The 16,834-nt window shown below is 62.4% G+C and carries 13 protein-coding genes; 4 read left to right on the top strand and 9 right to left on the bottom strand.

Going from position 1 to position 16,834, the window contains the following annotated elements:
* Positions 1–336 precede the first annotated feature (336 nt).
* Positions 337–888 (top strand): PAS domain-containing protein, encoded by a 552-nt coding sequence (locus tag HAD_RS09865; protein WP_035570798.1) that lies wholly within the window; start codon positions 337–339, stop codon positions 886–888.
* Here the strand turns inward: HAD_RS09865 and HAD_RS09860 are convergent.
* Both HAD_RS09860 and HAD_RS09855 read right to left on the bottom strand, forming a co-directional pair.
* Positions 885–2,993, bottom strand: coding sequence for a phosphocholine-specific phospholipase C (locus HAD_RS09860; RefSeq protein ID WP_035570797.1), 2,109 nt, complete (start codon positions 2,991–2,993; stop codon positions 885–887). The genes HAD_RS09865 and HAD_RS09860 overlap by 4 nt on opposite strands.
* Before the next feature lie 239 nt (positions 2,994–3,232).
* Positions 3,233–4,873 carry a choline dehydrogenase gene (locus HAD_RS09855; RefSeq protein WP_035570796.1) on the bottom strand — a complete coding sequence of 547 codons (1,641 nt, stop codon included), beginning with the start codon at positions 4,871–4,873 and terminating at the stop codon, positions 3,233–3,235.
* Positions 4,874–5,003: 130 nt separating this feature from the next.
* Here HAD_RS09855 and HAD_RS09850 point away from each other — a divergent pair, with 130 nt between their 5' ends.
* Entirely contained in the window at positions 5,004–5,615 is a 612-nt protein-coding gene (locus tag HAD_RS09850; protein WP_241765341.1) for a PilZ domain-containing protein, read from the top strand.
* Positions 5,616–5,640: 25 nt separating this feature from the next.
* Here HAD_RS09850 and HAD_RS09845 read toward each other — a convergent pair whose 3' ends face one another.
* The gene (locus HAD_RS09845; protein WP_035572040.1) at positions 5,641–6,171 is read right to left on the bottom strand and encodes a gamma carbonic anhydrase family protein; all 531 of its coding nucleotides are present in this window, start codon (positions 6,169–6,171) and stop codon (positions 5,641–5,643) included.
* A 253-nt stretch (positions 6,172–6,424) separates the two neighbouring features.
* Here HAD_RS09845 and HAD_RS09840 point away from each other — a divergent pair, with 253 nt between their 5' ends.
* Positions 6,425–7,243, top strand: a complete 819-nt coding sequence (locus HAD_RS09840; protein WP_035570795.1) for a PhoH family protein — start codon at positions 6,425–6,427, stop codon at positions 7,241–7,243.
* A gap of 58 nt (positions 7,244–7,301) precedes the next feature.
* Here the strand turns inward: HAD_RS09840 and HAD_RS09835 are convergent, their stop codons facing one another.
* On the bottom strand, positions 7,302–8,291 hold the full coding sequence (locus tag HAD_RS09835; RefSeq protein WP_035570794.1) for a zinc-dependent alcohol dehydrogenase family protein: 990 nt from the start codon (positions 8,289–8,291) through the stop codon (positions 7,302–7,304).
* An 88-nt stretch (positions 8,292–8,379) separates the two neighbouring features.
* Positions 8,380–9,144 (bottom strand): outer membrane protein, encoded by a 765-nt coding sequence (locus HAD_RS09830; RefSeq protein ID WP_035570793.1) that lies wholly within the window; start codon positions 9,142–9,144, stop codon positions 8,380–8,382.
* A gap of 254 nt (positions 9,145–9,398) precedes the next feature.
* Between HAD_RS09830 and HAD_RS09825 the strand changes: the two genes are divergently transcribed.
* Entirely contained in the window at positions 9,399–9,998 is a 600-nt protein-coding gene (locus HAD_RS09825; protein ID WP_035570791.1) for a hypothetical protein, read from the top strand.
* A 67-nt stretch (positions 9,999–10,065) separates the two neighbouring features.
* Here the strand turns inward: HAD_RS09825 and prfB are convergent.
* From prfB to HAD_RS09805, 4 genes are all read right to left on the bottom strand, one after another.
* Positions 10,066–11,173, bottom strand: a protein-coding gene (gene prfB / locus HAD_RS09820; protein WP_156942216.1) for a peptide chain release factor 2 whose coding sequence is annotated in 2 segments (ribosomal slippage) — positions 10,066–11,103 and positions 11,105–11,173 — 1,107 coding nt in all. Because the reading frame shifts where the segments join, the coding sequence is not laid out codon by codon here.
* 80 nt (positions 11,174–11,253) lie between these two features.
* Positions 11,254–13,929: a penicillin-binding protein 1A gene (locus tag HAD_RS09815; protein ID WP_084331863.1), complete on the bottom strand. Its 2,676-nt coding sequence runs from the start codon at positions 13,927–13,929 to the stop codon at positions 11,254–11,256.
* Between the two features lie 87 nt (positions 13,930–14,016).
* Positions 14,017–15,954 (bottom strand): tetratricopeptide repeat protein, encoded by a 1,938-nt coding sequence (locus HAD_RS09810; protein WP_035570789.1) that lies wholly within the window; start codon positions 15,952–15,954, stop codon positions 14,017–14,019.
* 117 nt (positions 15,955–16,071) lie between these two features.
* On the bottom strand, positions 16,072–16,752 hold the full coding sequence (locus HAD_RS09805; protein ID WP_035570788.1) for an aquaporin: 681 nt from the start codon (positions 16,750–16,752) through the stop codon (positions 16,072–16,074).
* Positions 16,753–16,834 lie beyond the last annotated feature (82 nt).

The following is a 16,834-nucleotide window of genomic DNA, read 5'->3' as shown; positions in this document are numbered from 1 at the left end:
CTGAGCAACAATCGGGTCGATTTACCTCTATTCTGCGTCGCACACAGAATAATTTATCGGCAGCCTCACCGCATCCGGCGCCAGGCGGTCACGCGAATCAACAAGGCGTCCCGCCAAGGGACACGTTTGGGTAACCATGCCGCCCTGTGCCGCGAGTCCAACAGGTCGCGACTCGCCTGAAATCGGCGGTTCATTCCCTGACAGGGGAAAACCCGGCCCCATTCTCCTGCAGAATTCGCCATGCGAGGGAAAAGCCGCTTCTGGAACAGTTATTGCGCAAGAGAGCCCGAACCGGCCCGCGGGGGCCTGCAAACAAATTCGGAGTTTCACCCAGTCATGAATGACCGGTCCATTCATCCCAACACCAGAGTCCTGCTGGACGCCTGGCGCCGCATGAACGCCAACAACGCTTCCGGCGCAATTGAATCGCCACGTGTCGAAGACCATCCCGGTCTGATCGATCGCCTCTTCGTTCTTGAAAACAAGCGCGACGGCGCCTGGCTGTTCCGCACCGCCGGCGGATCGCTCACTGAGCTGATGGGCCGGCCGCTCGTGGACCATGATTTCCTCAACCTCTGGAGCGGGCCGGACAAACCGATGATGTCCGCCTTCCTCGATGCGGTTCAGATGGACGGCGCCCCCGGCGTGATCCGCGGCCGCGGTGAAACCATGACCGGCCAGCGCGTCGAACTGGAACTCACCATCATGCCGCTGGCAAAGCAGACCGAACGGCCGGCCAGCAATCGTCTGCTCGGCCTCTACCAGACCCTCGGCGGTGAACCCATGCTGAAGGGCCGGCCTGTCTGGCGCCATCGCGTCTCGATGCTCGTGCCGCCAGACACCCGTGTCAGCGAACCCCGCGTGAAGCTGGTCGCCTCAAACGCCTAAGCGCCCATCGCCGGATCGCTGAAGCCATCGCGGCCGGTTTCGATCCGCCCGGCGAGGCGCCGTTCGAAGCCTTCGGCCGACACGGTGATATCGTACCAGGCATTACTGGCGCTGGTGTCGAATTCCCGCTTCAGCGTCCGGCCGGCACCGACGGTCACCCTGACCGGTTCCGAGCCGTCATAGACGCCCGCATCGATGGACAATTCCTGCTTCGTCCTGCCCGTATTCTTCATGAAAAGGGTCACGATGCCGGTGCGCAGAGTCATTCTAGCTGAGGTTTCGATCTCTTTCGACGCATCGCCGCGGAAGGTACGCAGGAAGCCATTCGGCCCCAGCACCCACAGATCATACTGGCCTTCATCGGCTTCCAGATCCCACACATCCGATATCGCCTTCCCCGCCTCGACCGTGTAGCGGCGCGGAATGCGGTCGAGATGCCGCTTGTCGTAGACGTGGAAGACCGCGCCTGCCTTTCCCGTATTGGCGAACTTCAGCGAGATCGCATCCGGATCGGCACTGGCCGTCACGTCCAGCGCGTATGGCAAGGCGCGCGACGGCCGCGATCCCGGCTCCTGCGACAGGCTCTGGGGCTCGGCCGGCGGCTCGATCCGCTTGCGGTGGATCTGGGCCAGCACGGCCTTCTGCGATCCTTCGGCAGAGGGAAGATCCGGAAACACCGGTTCGTTCGGCGTCTTGAAGTCGAAGCAGGACGTCAGGTCGCTGCAGACGGCGCGGTGCCACGGGCTGATCGCGGGCACGGTCAAGCCGAACCGCTGTTCCAGGAACATGCCGACCGATGTGTGATCGGCGACCTGGCTGTTCACCCAGCCGCCGCGGCTCCAAGGCGACACGACATAGAGCGGCACACGCGCCCCGAGCCCCCAGGGACGGACGCTGCCGCTGATCGTGTCGGAATCATCCAGCAACCGCTTCTCCGGATCTGAGAAGTAGAAGCCCTTCAGATCGATGGTCGACTTGCCGGCCAGTTCGCCATCCGCCGTGTAGGATGGCGGCGCCGCCGGCGGCAGGTGATCGAACAGGCCGTCATTCTCATCGAACATCTGGAAGAAGACCGTGCGGCTCCAGACCTCCGGTTTGGACGTCAGCGCCTGCAGGATACGCGATGTATACTCGGCGCCCTGCAGCGGCGTCGATGCGCTCGGATGCTCGGACCAGTTTTTCGGCGGCAGGATCCAGGACACCTCGGGCAGCGTGCCCGCCTGCACATCGGCCGCGAAGCGCTCCAGCGAATAGTCCGTCATGCCTTTTTCGTAGAGCGGCGAGCCGGGCTGGGCTTCGCGGAAGCTCTTGAAAGCAAGCCCGCCATGCATGGCGCCGGTCCAGTTGTCGTTGGTGTTCTGGTAAATCCGCCATGACACGCCAGCGTCTTCCAGAACGTCCGGAATGGTCTGCCATGGCAAGGCCGAGCCCTGATAAGTGTAACCCGGTTCCGGCAAGGCGCCTTCGATCCAGCACCGCAAATTGTTTGGCTCGCTGTCGGCTTCCGTGCCGTTGATCCCCCGCGCACGCAGGTCAGGGTCATGGTTGGAGCCGGACCAGAACACGATGCGGTTGGGATCTGTGCCTGTCGTGATCGAGCAGTGATAGGCATCGCAGATCGTGAAAGCCTCGGCCAATGCAAACTGGAACGGCACGTCCTCACGCTTGAAATACCCCATCGAGTAAGGGTTCTTGTATTTCGGCCAATAGCCGAACTTTCCCTGGTTCCACGCGGCCTGCGAGTCGCTGAAGGAGTGCGGCGTGCCCGGGTGGGCGATGGCATCCGTTGTCTTTGTATCGAGGTGGAAGGGCGGAATGTCCTTTTGCCCGTCCGACTGGAACCAGACCGGCTTGCCGCTTTCCATGGGAACGGTGTACCGGTCGCCAAAGCCGCGAACCCCGCGAAGCGTTCCGAAATAATGATCGAACGAGCGGTTCTCCTGCATCAGGATGACGACGTGTTTCACATCCCTGATCGTGCCCGTCTCATTGGCGGCGGGCGTTTGCAGCGCCTCGGCGATCGCACTGGGAAAGGTGTTTGCGGCAGCGCCCGCAGCGGCGCTGACCCCCATGATGCGAAGGAACTCGCGGCGGTCGGTCGTCATGATCTTGCTCCCAGGTGATTGCGCACCGGCCGCCAGAACTTTGTGCGGCCAGCCAATGAATGCCTGTGAGCGGATCTACCCCGGCTGCATGACAGCCGAATGAATATTCCTCAATTTTATTCGAAGTTTTTATGAAATCATCTTAAGCGCAACGCGTGAGGCCCGCCAGGCCTCCGGGCAGGATCCGTCAACCGGGTCCCTCAGACACCCGGCGACGAACACCTGCTTCACCTTATCTTCTATGCGCCCGCCAGTTCCGACGGTTCCTGCTTCGCCAGAGCCGGCTTTTTCAGGATCATGTCAGCGGCTTTTTCGGCGATCATGATCGTCGGCGCATTGGTGTTGCCGCCAATCAGGGTCGGCATGACCGACGCATCGATCACGCGCAGGCCTTCCACGCCCTTCACCCGCAATTCGCCATCCAGCGGCTGGGCATCGCTGACGCCCATCGCAACCGTGCCGACCGGGTGATAGATCGTCTCGCCCGTGCGGCGGATGAAGGAGTCGATGTCGTCGTCCGACGTCGCCCCCGGGCCGGGCATGATTTCCGATCCGGTGAAGGGTTTCAGGGCTTCCTGCTGGCAGACTTCCCGCACCATCTTCACTGCTTCGCGCATGGCGCGGCGGTCTTCTTCCGTGGCCAGATGGTTCGGGTCGATCGCCGGATTGGCGAACGGATCGTCTGACGCCAGGCACACCGTGCCCCGGCTTTCCGGGCGCAGCTGGCAGGCATGGACGGTATAGCCATCCTTCTGCGGGTCGTGCTTGCCGTGATCCATCATGATCGCGTTGACGAGGTGCAGCTGCAGGTCCGGCATCTCAAGGCCGGGGCGGGATTTCAGGAACGCCCCTGCCTGCAAGAAATTATCGGCGCCCGGTCCGGTCTGGTTCATCAGGTAACGCAGGCCGACGCCCAGCTTCTTCAGGCCCTTCTGCATGGAATAGGCGGAGATCGGCTGCGTCATCTCATGGATGACCGTCACGTCGAGATGGTCCTGCAGGTTCTGGCCGACACCTTTGGAATCGACCACGGACTTGATTCCGAACCGGTCCAGGTGTTCGGCATTGCCGATACCCGACAGCATCAGGATTTGCGGAGACTGGACGGCACCGGCGCACACGATCACTTCGCCATCCGCGAAAATGGATTGCGGCAGGCCGCCCTTGCCTTCCACCACTTCCACACCGGTGGCGCGTTTTCCGTCGAACAGGACGCGGGTGACCCGGCCGGTTGAAATCACCGTCAGATTGTCCCGCACGCCCACGATCGGGCGGAGGTAAGCATAAGATGCGCTCCAGCGTTCGCCCTTGTGAATGGTGCGCTGGTAAGGGCCGAAACCTTCCTGCTGGGCGCCGTTGAAATCGTCGGTCGTGGCGTAGCCTGCCTGTTCCCCGGCCTGGATGAAGGCGCGGTAGAGCGGGCTGGACATCGGCGCGGACGACACGTTCAGCGGACCGCTGCCGCCATGGAAAGCGTTCTCGCCCTTGTCCAGGGTTTCGGACTTTTTGAAATACGGCAGGACGCTCGCATAGTCCCAGCCCTTCAGGCCCATCTGGCCCCATTGGTCGTAATCACCGGCATGCCCGCGGATATAGATCATGCCATTGATCGAGGAGGAGCCGCCCCAGCCCCGGCCACGCGGCCAGTAGAGCTTGCGTCCATTCATGTGTTTTTGAGGCTCGGTCCAAAACCCCCAGTTGAAATCATTCTCTTCCTTGATGAGAGATCCGACGCCCGCCGGCATGCGCACCATCAGCGATTTGTCTTTCTTGCCCGCCTCGATCAGACATACTTTCACCGCCGGATCGGCCGACAGCCGGTTGGCGAGGGTACATCCGGCGCTTCCTGCACCAACGATTACGTAATCATAGCGTTCCATGGGATCCTGTTTTCTGCATTCGTCGGTAGAATTTCGACGGTTCAAGCAATACTTTGTGAACGAAAGCCTGCTAAGTAAAGAGCGTGGGGAGAAGTAGTCCGAAAGGACGGGTCAGCTCAAGGAGTGATTTATGACCTTCTCTACTTCTCAGGTTCTGATGGCATCAGAAACGCCGGAAGAGTATTTCGATCGCCGCCGCCATAAACGGGTGGATCTGTGTCTTCCGGGCCGGTTCCTCACTCATGTCGGTAACGATGCGTCGCTCTCGACGATCAATCTTTCCTGTTCAGGGGCACTGGTCCAGTCTGCGACCCTGCCGGACCCGGGCGCGGAACTCGTCTGCTATTTCGATGACCTGGGACGCGTGGTCGCCACCGTCGTGCGCCACACCGGCGAAGGCTTCGCCCTGTCGTTCAATGTCGCCTCGCACAAGCGCGAGAAGATTGCCGACCGGCTGACCTGGCTGCTCAACAAGGACATGCTGAACCTGTCCGAAGAACGTGACGCCCCGCGCTATGCGGCCGATGTGCCGGCGCAGGTCCTGCGCCGCAGCGGCCAGATCCTCCCCTGCCGCGTGCTCGACATTTCCCTGACCGGTGCCAATTTCGAATGCCAGGGCTGCGCCTTGCCGAAGCTTGGCGAGATTGTCAGCGCAGGCTCCATTCCGGCCGAAGTCGTCCGCACGGGCCAGGGCGGGTTTGCCGTGCGTTACCTCCAGCAGGACGAACGCGACGCACTCTAAGCGACCAGGCGGGAGCCCTGTCGGATCAGTCGATCCGTTTCAGGCCCGCCTTGTGGCGTTTCCAGTTTTCCACATAGTGCACCGCCGACATCTTGATGACCTGGATCTGGTGGTCGGAGACCTGCTTCACCACCTTGCCCGGTGCCCCCATCACCAGTGAATTATCGGGAATTTCCTTCCCCTCGGGGATAAGGGAATTTGCCCCGATGATGCAGTTCCGGCCGATCTTGGCGCCATTCAGGACGATCGAGCCGATCCCGATCAGCGTTTCCTCGCCGATCGTGCAGCCATGCAGCATCACCATATGCCCCACGGTCACGTCGCGGCCGATGGTCAACGGCATGCCAACATCCGTGTGCAGAACGCAATTGTCCTGAATGTTTGAGTTCTCGCCGATCGTGATCGGGTCATTGTCCCCCCGCAGGACCGAGCCGTACCAGACAGACGCGTTTTCCTTGAGGATGATATTGCCCATGACCTGGGCCGTTTCGGCGACCCAGTAATTGCCACTTTCAGGCAGGTCCGGTCGATTTCCATCCATCTCGAAAATTGCCATGCCTGTTTCCTTCATTTCGCTTGCGGATTTAATGTTTACCACCTGATAACTCTGGTAGTGTCTAGTCATCAACAGATTCGGACGTGGAGTACGGTCATCCTGAGACTGTGTCATACCCCGCCGCCCGGAAGATACCGGGTTAAGGTCCTGCCGCCCATCGGGCGTGTTGCCTCCCCTTCCCCCCAAGTTTCCAGTCAGCCGCTGCGCATTCCTGCCAGCGGCTTTTTTAGTCCCTGCAGCAAGGAGACCTCCCATGGGAAAACGCAACGCAGCCAAGCGTATGAAAACCGCTTCGGAAGTGGATACCTCCACCTGGTTTGAAGAAACCGGCCGCGTGAGGGGGCCCAGGCTGCAAGCCATAGATGGAGGCCGGTCCTGGCATCCCGACGATGCGGACCAGAAAAAATACAAGCGCGCCGCCACCGCCCCGGAAGGCGACCGGGCCCAGCGCTACCAGAAAAATGTGAAACCCCGCTCCGAGAATCAGGCCCGCCTGATGGAAGCGATGGACGAATACGCCCTCGTCGCCGCGCTCGGCCCGGCAGGCACCGGCAAGACCTATCTCGCCATCTGCAAGGCGGTCGAAGCCCTGCAGAAGGGCAAGGTCTCACGCATCATTCTCTCCCGCCCGGCCGTTGAGGCCGGCGAGCAGATCGGCTTCCTGCCCGGCGCCATGGAGGACAAGCTCGCGCCCTATCTGCGCCCGCTTTACGACGCCCTGTCGGACCGGCTCTCGCCCGGGCAATTGAAACACATGCTGGCCGAAGGCGTGATCGAGATCGCGCCCATCGGCTTTATGAGGGGACGCACGCTCAACAATGCCTTCATCGTGATCGACGAGGCGCAGAACTGTACCTACACCCAGCTGAAAATGCTGCTGACGCGGCTCGGCTGGCACTCCACCATGGTGATCACCGGCGACCCGGCCCAGTCGGACCTGCTGCCGGAATTCTCCGGCCTCGCCAAAGCGGGCGAGCGGCTGGAGAAGCTGGAAGGCGCCGCCGTGGTGACGCTCGAAGGCCAGGACGTCGTCCGCCACCCGCTCGTCGCCGACATGCTGAACGTCCTCTGAGGCCATCCCGCCTCAAACGTGATCAGCCCGCCGGAATGCCCTCCGGCGGGCTTTTTCTTTAGAGATCCATCCGCAGCACCGCGGCGCCCTCGAAACGCCCGGCGCGCAGATCGTCCAGCGCCTCATTCGCGCGCTCCAGCGGATAGGCATGCGTCGAGGTCTTCACCATCGCCTCCGGGGCGATCTTCAGGAACTCCACCCCGTCCTGCCGGGTGAGGTTCGCGACGGACTGGATGCGCCGCTCCTCCCACAAATCCGCATACGGAAAGGAAGGAATGTCGCTCATATGGATCCCGGCGCAGACCACCACGCCGCCCTTGTCGACGGCTTTCAGCGCCGCGGGCACCAGCGCGCCGACCGGGGCGAAGATGATCGCGGCGTCCAGCACGTCCGGCGGCGCCTCCTCGCTACTGCCCGCCCAGACGGCGCCAAGCGAGCGGGCGAAATCCTGCCCTTTCTCGTCCCCCGCCTTTGTGAAGGCATAAACGTCCCGCCCCTGATGCACGGCCACCTGCGCGATGATGTGCGCCGCCGCCCCGAAGCCATAAAGGCCGAGCCGCTTGCCGTCCCCCGCCATGCGGTAAGAGCGATAGCCGATCAGCCCCGCACACATCAGCGGCGCAGCAGCCTCGTCCGAATAAGCGTCCGGGATCGGGAAACAGTAATGCGCATCGGCCACCGTATACTCGGCAAAGCCGCCATCGCGGGTGTAGCCGGTGAACTCTGCCGCCTCGCACAGATTCTCCTGCCCCCGCCGGCAATAGACACAACGCCCGCAGGTGTGGCCGAGCCAGGGCACGCCCACCCGGTCGCCCACGGCAAAGCCCGCCGCGCCGGGCCCCAGCGCATCCACAATCCCGATAATCTCATGTCCGGGGATCAGCGGCAGCTTCGGCTGTTTCAGATCTCCGTCCACCACATGCAGATCTGTCCGGCACACGGCGCACGCCCTGACCCGGATGCGGATCTGCCCCGCGCCGGGCACCGGGTCCGGCAGGTTCTTCAGGACGAGCGGCGCGCCGGGCCGTTCAAACACCATCGCACGCATGAAAGGCTCCCGTGATTACCCGGCCATGCTTCGCCAGCTGGCGTGCAAGGTCAAGTTCACGGGAGCCCCTGTTTACAGGATCCGGATTTTAGAATTTGTAGCGGACACCCACTTCGATCAGGTTCGACTTGTTCTCGACTTCGAGGTTTGCCGGGAACAGGTCGACCTTGTACTTGCCGTCTTCAACAGAACGGTAGGTATACTGACCGAAGACATCCCAGCGCTCATTGAAGCTGTAAGTCGCACCGGCCATGACCTGATAGGCCAGTCCGTTGTCGTCATCGTCGATGATGCCCACGCCGGACGGCTTGAACGTCACATCCGTCTTCGCATAGCCGATACCTGCACCGACATAAGGCGTGAAGCCGGAGTCGTTGGCGAAATCGTAATAGCCATTGACGAAGATCGCCGTGGTCTTGGTGTCCCCGCGCCCGTCGGCAACCACGTCGGCAACCGTTACGCCCAGCGTGTCGGCAGACCCGGTCAGGGCGCCCGCATCGAGCGCATCGATAGAACCGCCGCCCAGCATCACGTTCTTGTGCGTATCAACATCGGCCTTTGACATGGCGAGCTGGACCTCGCCGCGGAATGACGGAGAATAGCGGTAACCGACGGCCGCCGAGTAGGACATGCCATTGTCGAATTCGGTTTCCCAACCGACAGACGTGCCGGAGGCGATGGGGGTTCCGGCAGGCAAGGCGCCGCCATTGCCCGTCAGGAAGTCGGCGCTGGTTGCGCCGGAATTGTCACTGTCGGATTGCATTGCGGCTCCCACAGTTCCTGACACATAGAAGCCTTGAGCATGCCCAGGGGCAGCCAGAAGCGCGCCGGCCACAGTCGCGGCGGCAATCATATGAAGTCGCATTACATCGTCCCTTTTTCTTGCTGGCCGATCCAATTGATCGGTACACTTCATACGAACACGCCCCCATGGGTGGATTGACCGATCACGCCGATGTTATCGACGATCTGACGGGAGGATAAATCCGCGCCAATCCGCGGCCACCGGCCTGCGCCATTTCCATAAGCTCTTGCAAAGACGCGTATTTTCCGCGGCGGCGGTGTGCCGCAATCCACCCTCTGAGCCTCCATGCCAGGCTTCCCGGCATGACAGACCTCACGGATTTCTTCTCCCACGCCTATTCCACGATTGCCCGCGCCGTGGCCGAAGCCGGCGTGAATGCAGACCTGTTCAAACATCCGGAACTGATCCCGAAAACACTGAAGCGCCGCGTCTCGGCAGAGCTGAAACGGCTCGCTGTACTGCTCCGCCGTCTGATCTTCCTGATGGCGCTGCAGGTGGAGCTGGCTCCGGTGAAGCCGCGTCCGGGTAGCAATTATTTCGAGAAAGCCGAAGGCGAACCGGCGGCGCGCAAGGTGGTCTTTTCCGTCTTGCCCGCACCCGCGGGCGAAACCCCGGATTTTCTCGACGGCCCAATCACTGTGCCGACGCGTGGCCCCGTGCCTGCTGCGCCGCTGATCGCCCGCTGGGAAGCCATGCTGGAGACGCTGAAATTCTGCAACCGCCGGGCGAAGTGTCTCGCGCGTACGATCCAGCGCTGGAAAGCTGACGGCGAAGCCCGGCCCTATATCGCACCGATCCAGAAAACCTACGCCATGCCTGCCGCACTCGGCATCGTCTCCGGCGGGCTCACCGTGCAGCTGATCGAAGCCCTGCGCGATTGGCCAGCCGCCGACACGAGCTGAGCTTACCGACAATCAGGACCTTTGCCGGAGCGCCTTGGGCGCGTCCGGGCAAAGGTGCTGGCAGGCCCTATTCCTCGTCGTCCGCTGCCACGGACGCCGCCAGTGATGCAGACAGGAAGCGGTCGATGTCCCCATCCAGCACGCCCTGCGTGTCGGACGTCTCAACCTCGGTCCGCAGGTCCTTCACCATCTGGTATGGCTGCAGGACATAGGACCGGATCTGGTGGCCGAAGCCGATATCGGTCTTGCCGGCATAGCTGGCGTCGGCCACTTCGCGGCGCTTCTGAAGCTCCAGCTCATACAGGCGCGAGCGCAGCATCTGCCAGGCCTGATCCCGGTTGCGGTGTTGCGACCGGTCGTTCTGACACTGGACCACAATCCCCGTCGGCTCGTGCGTCAGGCGGACGGCAGAGTCGGTCCGGTTGACGTGCTGCCCGCCCGCGCCGGAGGCCCGGTAAGTGTCGGTGCGCACATCGGAGGGGTCGATCTCGATGTCGATATTGTCGTCGATCACCGGGGTGACCGTAACAGAGGCAAACGAGGTGTGACGGCGGGCCGAAGAGTCGAACGGCGAAATCCGGACAAGACGGTGCACGCCCTGCTCCGACTTCAGCCAGCCATAAGCGCTCTCGCCCTTGATCTGCAGCGTGGCAGACTTGATGCCTGCTTCCTCGCCCTCGCGTTCGTCCATCTCCTCGACCTTCATGCCGTGCTTCTCGGCCCAGCGCACATACATACGCCGGAGGATCGAGGCCCAGTCCTGACTCTCGGTTCCGCCCTCGCCGGCATTGATCTGGACATAGGCATCATTGCCGTCGGCTTCGCCGGACAGCAGCGCCGCCAGCTCCGCCTTTTCCGCCCGGGCAGCCGCGCGCGTCAGCGAGGCTTCGATATCGGCCACCATGGCGTCGTCGCCTTCGGCCAGTTCCAGCAGCTCGCCGGCGTCTTCGGCTTCTTTTTCGAGGGCTTCGACGGTTTCGATCCCGTCGGCCAGCTTCTGGCGCTCACGCATCATGGCCTGGGCGGCCTGCGGATCGTCCCAGAAGTCCGGCTTTTCAGAGAGTGTGGTCAGTTCATCGAGGCGTTTTGTGGCTGTATCCCAGTCAAAGACGCCTCCGTAGCAGGGCGGCCGAGGAGCGGATCTGGTCAATAAGCGACTTGATTTCTGCGGACATGAATCTGGCCTTTCAAATGGGAAACTGTGCGAGGCGGGCCTATAGCGCAGCCGCTTCGCAGGGTCAAAACAGGTTTGGGATCAGTAAGTGCCGTCGAGATCCCCGGTGACAGCCTGCTCCTGCGGCTGCATCGGGTCCTGCGGAAGCATCGGGTCTTCCGGCACGACACCGGCATCGCGCTCGGGATCGAAGCCGGATACGCTGTCAGAGCCACTCCCCGCACCGCAGCTGCCGGAGATCGACAGGCAATCGTCGCTGCTGTTGAAGGCCGACAAGCCCGGCTCAGTCCCCGGACGGAATGCCTCGTCAATAATGACGCTGGTCTCCGGCCCCGGTAGCTCGCCGGTGCGGGCATCGATCTTCACCAGGCGCACGCCGGGCGGAATCCGGAACGGAATGGCCGGCTGGTCCGCCAGGGCCTTTTCCATGAAGTCGGTAAAGATCGGCCCGGCAACCGATCCGCCGGCTTCACCTTCGCCGAGCGAGCGGTTGTCGTCGAAGCCGACCCGCACACCGACCACGAGGTCAGGCGAGAAGCCGATTGTCAGCGCGTCGCGGTAATCGTTCGTTGTGCCGGTCTTGGCCGCCAGCGGCTTTCCGACCTTGCGCGCCCGGCGGGCCGTCCCGCGCTCAACGACACCTTCCATCATGTGGGTGATCTGATAGGCAATCACCGGGTCGAGCACAGGCTCGCCCACCTCGGCCAGCTGGGGCGGCTCCTGCCCGGTCCATTCCTCGGCCTTGCAGCCTTCACAGACACGCTCGTCATGGCGGAACAAAGTCCGGCCGCGGCGATCCTGCACCCGATCCAACAGGGTCGGTGTAATCTTCTTGCCGCCATTGACGAAAGCGGCATAGCCACGCGCAAGATCAATCAGATAGGTATCGCCCGAGCCCAGAGACATGGCCGGGTACGGCGGAAGTTCCGTATACGCCCCAAGCCGCACGGCCATATCGGAGACCGCTTCCATGCCGATGTCCTGCGCAACACGCGCGGTCACCTGGTTGAGGGATTTCTCCAACGCGATCCGCAGAGTGACCATGCCATAGGACCGGCCTTCGGTGTAGTTGGACGGGCGCCAGTAATCGCCGGTCGAGACATCAAACGACACAAACGGCGCATCCAGCATCCGGGTCGCCGGCGTGTAGCCTTTTTCAAGCGCGGCCGCATAAACGAATGGCTTGAAGCTGGACCCCGGCTGGCGCTTCGACTGGGTGACGCGGTTGTAGCTCGACTTGAAGAAGGAATATCCGCCCTGCATGGCCAGGATCCGGCCCGTGTGCGGATCGAGGGCGATCAGCGCGCCGTCGACCTCCGGCACCTGGCGTAGCGTGGCATTGCCCACCGGCACCAGCATCGGCTCAATCTCACCTTCGTCGATCTCGTTGCCTTCGGGGTCAAGCTCTGCTTCCTCGGACCGCGGGGCGAGCGTTTCGTCGGCATTGAGAACCTGACGCTTCAGCTCTGCCAGAATGACCTGCCCTACTTGCAGGCCAGCCTTGCCACCCTGCGGTTTGTAGGTGTTGGCCCATTCGACCTCTTCGGCCGGCAATTTGATCGTCGCGCCATCGGTCAGCAGCAGCGTCGCGCCGGACCGGGAAACCTTCTGCACCATGGCCGCTTCCCAGGTGCCGTAACCGCCCGGAAGTTTGACGTCCTTGAGCGCCTCAAGGGCCCCATCATTGGGATCGATCGTGGTGACCGGGCCGCGCCAGCCATGGCGGCGGTCATACGCGACCAGACCGTTGCGCAGCGCCTGCTGGGCGGCGAGCTGCAAGCGTGTGTCGATCGTTGAGCGGATCGAAAGGCCGCCTTGTTCCAGCGTTTCTTCGCCATAGGACTTGATCAGGTCGCGGCGCAGCTCCTGAACGAAATAGGTCGCGGCGGCGTATTCCGGCCCCTTCAGGCGGCGCGTGGTGGTCAGCGGTTTGGCCTTGGCCTCGTCGGCCTGCTCCTGGGTGATGTACCCATCCTCGACCATACGGCCGAGCACATAGTTCCGGCGGGCCAGAAGGCGTTTCGGGTTGGTGTACGGATTGACGGCGGACGGGGCTTTCGCCAGCGACGCCAGAACCGCTGCCTCGGACAGGTCCAGCTCCGGCAGGGATTTGTTGAAATAGTTCAGCGCCGCGGACCCGACGCCATAGGACCGGCCGCCGAGATAGATCTCGTTCAGGTACAGTTCGAGAATCTGGCCCTTGGTGAATTCCTTTTCCATGCGCTGGGCGACGATGGCTTCCTTGGCCTTGCGCTTCAGGTTCTGGTCGCGCGTCAGCAGCATGTTCTTGGCCACCTGCTGGGTGATGGTCGAACCGCCCTGCAGGCCGCCCTTGCCGGTAATCTTGTTCTTCACCGAATTGATGCCGCCGCGAAGGATCCCGACATAATCGAGGCCATGGTGGTGGAAGTAGTTCTTGTCCTCAGCGGCAACGAACGCATCGACCACATGCGTCGGTATCGATTCGTAAGGCACGAAAACGCGATGCTGATCCGCAAACTCCGCAATCAGGGTGCCGTCCCCGGCGTGAACGCGGGAGGTAATCGGCGGCTCATACTGTTTCAGCTTGGAGATCGAGGGCACGGTCCGGCCCAATGCCGCGAAATACAGCCAGAGGGCGATGATGCCGATCACACCCAGAATGAAGCCAAGCACAATCAAGCGTCGCAGCCAGATCCACACCCAGCGTGGCCCTGGCAGGTAAAACCCTTTGAATCCGAAGCGGTTTTCGGCGCTTTCGTATCTGCCGTCAGTCATGAACACTTTCCCTGCCGTCTGCTGACGGAATCGCAGCCTTTTCAGGCGATAGTAAGGCGCGCCGCTGGCACGTGAAAGAGGCGGGTGTCAGATGTCCTGACGGCCGACTTCGCCATCGGTCAGCGACACATCCGGCAATGCCTTGCGTTCCGGCTCCGGGACGTTGAGTCCATTTGCCAGCCGGTCAGCCAGGGCCACCTTTTCCGCGGCGGGCGGACGGTTGTCGAGCGCGGTCTGCCAGGCCGCTTCCGCATCCTCCTTGTCGCCCAGATACCAGTAGATGTCGCCGAGATGGTATTCGATTTCCCAATGCTGGTGCGGCTCCAGCTCCTTGCGGGCCAGCTCGATCAGACGCTTGGCCTCGCTGAGGTGGCCCAGCTTGAAATAGGCCCAGCCGAGCGAATCCGCGATATAGGGATCACGCTCCGCCATGGCGCGGGCACGGCTCAATACCTTGAAGCCTTCTTCCAGCTTGTCGGTCCGTTCGATCAGGAAGTAGCCGAGCGTGTTCAGCATGTACGGGTCGTTCGGGCGGGACAGGCGCTCGGTCCGCAGGATGGCGAGCGCTTCATTGATCTGGCCGTTCCGGCCAAGCGCATCCGCCAGAACGACGCGGCGATCGTGCGTATCATCCAGATCGCGCGCCTGCTCGGCATGTTCCACAGCCTGCTGGGAATCGCCGAACTGGTTGTAGATGTCGGTGGCCAGTCCATGCGCGGCGGCCTTTTCCGCCGGATTCTCAGACATGGCGATGACTTCCTGGATCAGCGTCCGCGATGCTTTCTCGTCATTCATCCGCGAGTGCAGCTGAAGCGCGCCATACAGCGTCGATAGCCGGTCATCTTCATCGGTGAGGCTGAGCGCCCGGTCGATCGCCGCCCGCGCGTCGTCTTCCTTGCCCGACATCAGCTTGGCCTGCGCCGCAGCAATCTGCAGGGCCGCGGTCGCTTCCGGCGCCGAATTGGCGACATGGGCCACGCCGTCATAAAGGGCGCTGGCGTACATTTCGTCGATAATGCCCGACCGCAGGTCTTCGTTTTCCGGAGAGATCAGCAAGGCAACCTGATCGAAGGCAGACCGCTGGTCATCGAAGCCCTCGACGCGGCCCCCCATCATGATCCGGCGGATAATCCGTTGTTCCTGAAGCGCTCGGGAAACATCCGAGAGGGACTGGCTGAACGCTTCGGCGACCGTCTGGGGCTGGTTCCGGAGATTTTTGCCGGTCTCCAGACTGTCCATCGCCGCGGCATAACTGATTGCTTCTTCCGGTTCGGCATCTGCCAGCTTCTGGTAAACGGCCTTGGCCTCATCGATCCGGCCCAGCCGCTGAAGCAGCAGCGCGTGCCGGGAGATCACCGTGCGGATGTGGCTGTAGAGAAGGCCCTTGGGATCGAACTGATGTTCCGGCGCTTCGATCTTGGACGGCGTCATCGCCTCATAGACCGCAAGCGCCTGCTCTGGCCGGCCGAGGGCATCCAGCATCGCCGCCAGCGAGAGATCGCCCGTCAGGCCAGGCATACCGCCGGCAGCGCCGCGATGCCGGTTGATGGCCTCGTCCGCGTCGCCTTCCAGGGCGAGCAGCCAGGCGTCGAGATAGATGTAGAAGCTGGTTTCACCCGCCTCTCCCGACCGCGCACTGGCGTCCGCGAGTGTCTGCCGGGCGTCTTCGAATTTTCCGGCGGCGGCCTCGTCCAGCGCAATGAACGCATCGAACAGCGGGCTGGCATCGCGGTCTTCCATGTCCAGATTACGGGTCATGGTGATGAAGGCCGCCATGTCTCCGGCCTTCACGGCATCGGAGGGAACGGCGTAAGCATCCGGCCCGACCGGCTTGCCACGGGCATCCAGCACGGATGTGTCACGCGCCGCCTGGGACAGGCCCGAATAGGTTTCCGCGATGGCGATGTCTTCAGGCTGGTTCTCGACGACCTCGGTCACCGGCGCAGAGGTGCACGCGCCCAGAGAAACGGTCAGGCAAAATGAGAGGGCAAGCGCACTTGCCGCTACAGAATTCTTCAGGCGCATGGACTCTCGGGTCTCCAGCTTCACTAATTGTTCCGAGTGAAGCAGCCCCGCAGGGCAAGAGCAAGGCGGCCACATGGTGAATAAGGCAGGTTTGCTGCCTTGTTCATAAACAGGCGATTAATCTGCAGCTTCTGCGGCTTCCCTGACCGGCACAAACAGGACCAGGCACGCTGCCGTGGCCAGACATGCCCCGAAGAACTGCGCGACAAGGAAACCGGGGACATCGGCCGGCCGGACACCGGCGAAGGTGTCGGACAGGGACCGTGCGATCGTGATTGCGGGGTTTGCGAAGCTCGTCGATGCCGTCCACCAGTATCCCGCCGCAATCACCAGCGCGACCGCCGCCGGGACAGCTTTCGGTGCGAACCGGATCGTGCCGAAAATGGCGAAAACGAGTGCAAATGTCGCCACACCTTCGGACAGCATCTTTGCTGGCCCGGACCGGTCGGTCATTGCAACCTGGATCAGCGGCAGCTCGAACATGCCGTGGGCGAGCAAGGCGCCGGCGACGCAGCCAATAATCTGGACGACGATATAGACCAGTGCCATCGGCGCTGAGATCTCTCGGCGCACCGCAAAAGCGAGCGTGACAGCCGGATTGAAATGGGCACCGGAAACCGGGCCGAGTGTCGCCACCAGCACCCAGAGGATTGCCGCTGTAGCAGCGGTATTCCCGAGCAGGGCGACGCCGTCGTTTCCGGAACTCACTGTCACGGCGAGAATGCCGGATCCGATCACCACGCCCGCCAGCATGGCCGACCCCAGAAATTCCGCCAGCAAACGCCTGCCCAACTCCATGATCGTCCCCTACCGTTTTCATTCCGCGATGCAAAAAGCGGAACAGCCCGTTCCAGTTAAGGAACGGGCTGCATCATGTTCG

The sequence above is a fragment of the Hyphomonas adhaerens MHS-3 genome (assembly GCF_000685235.1).
In the GTDB taxonomy this organism is placed as follows: Bacteria; Pseudomonadota; Alphaproteobacteria; order Caulobacterales; family Hyphomonadaceae; genus Hyphomonas; species Hyphomonas adhaerens.
The sequence above is the reverse complement of the archived record's forward strand: the minus strand, read 5'-3'. Positions and strand labels throughout refer to the sequence as shown.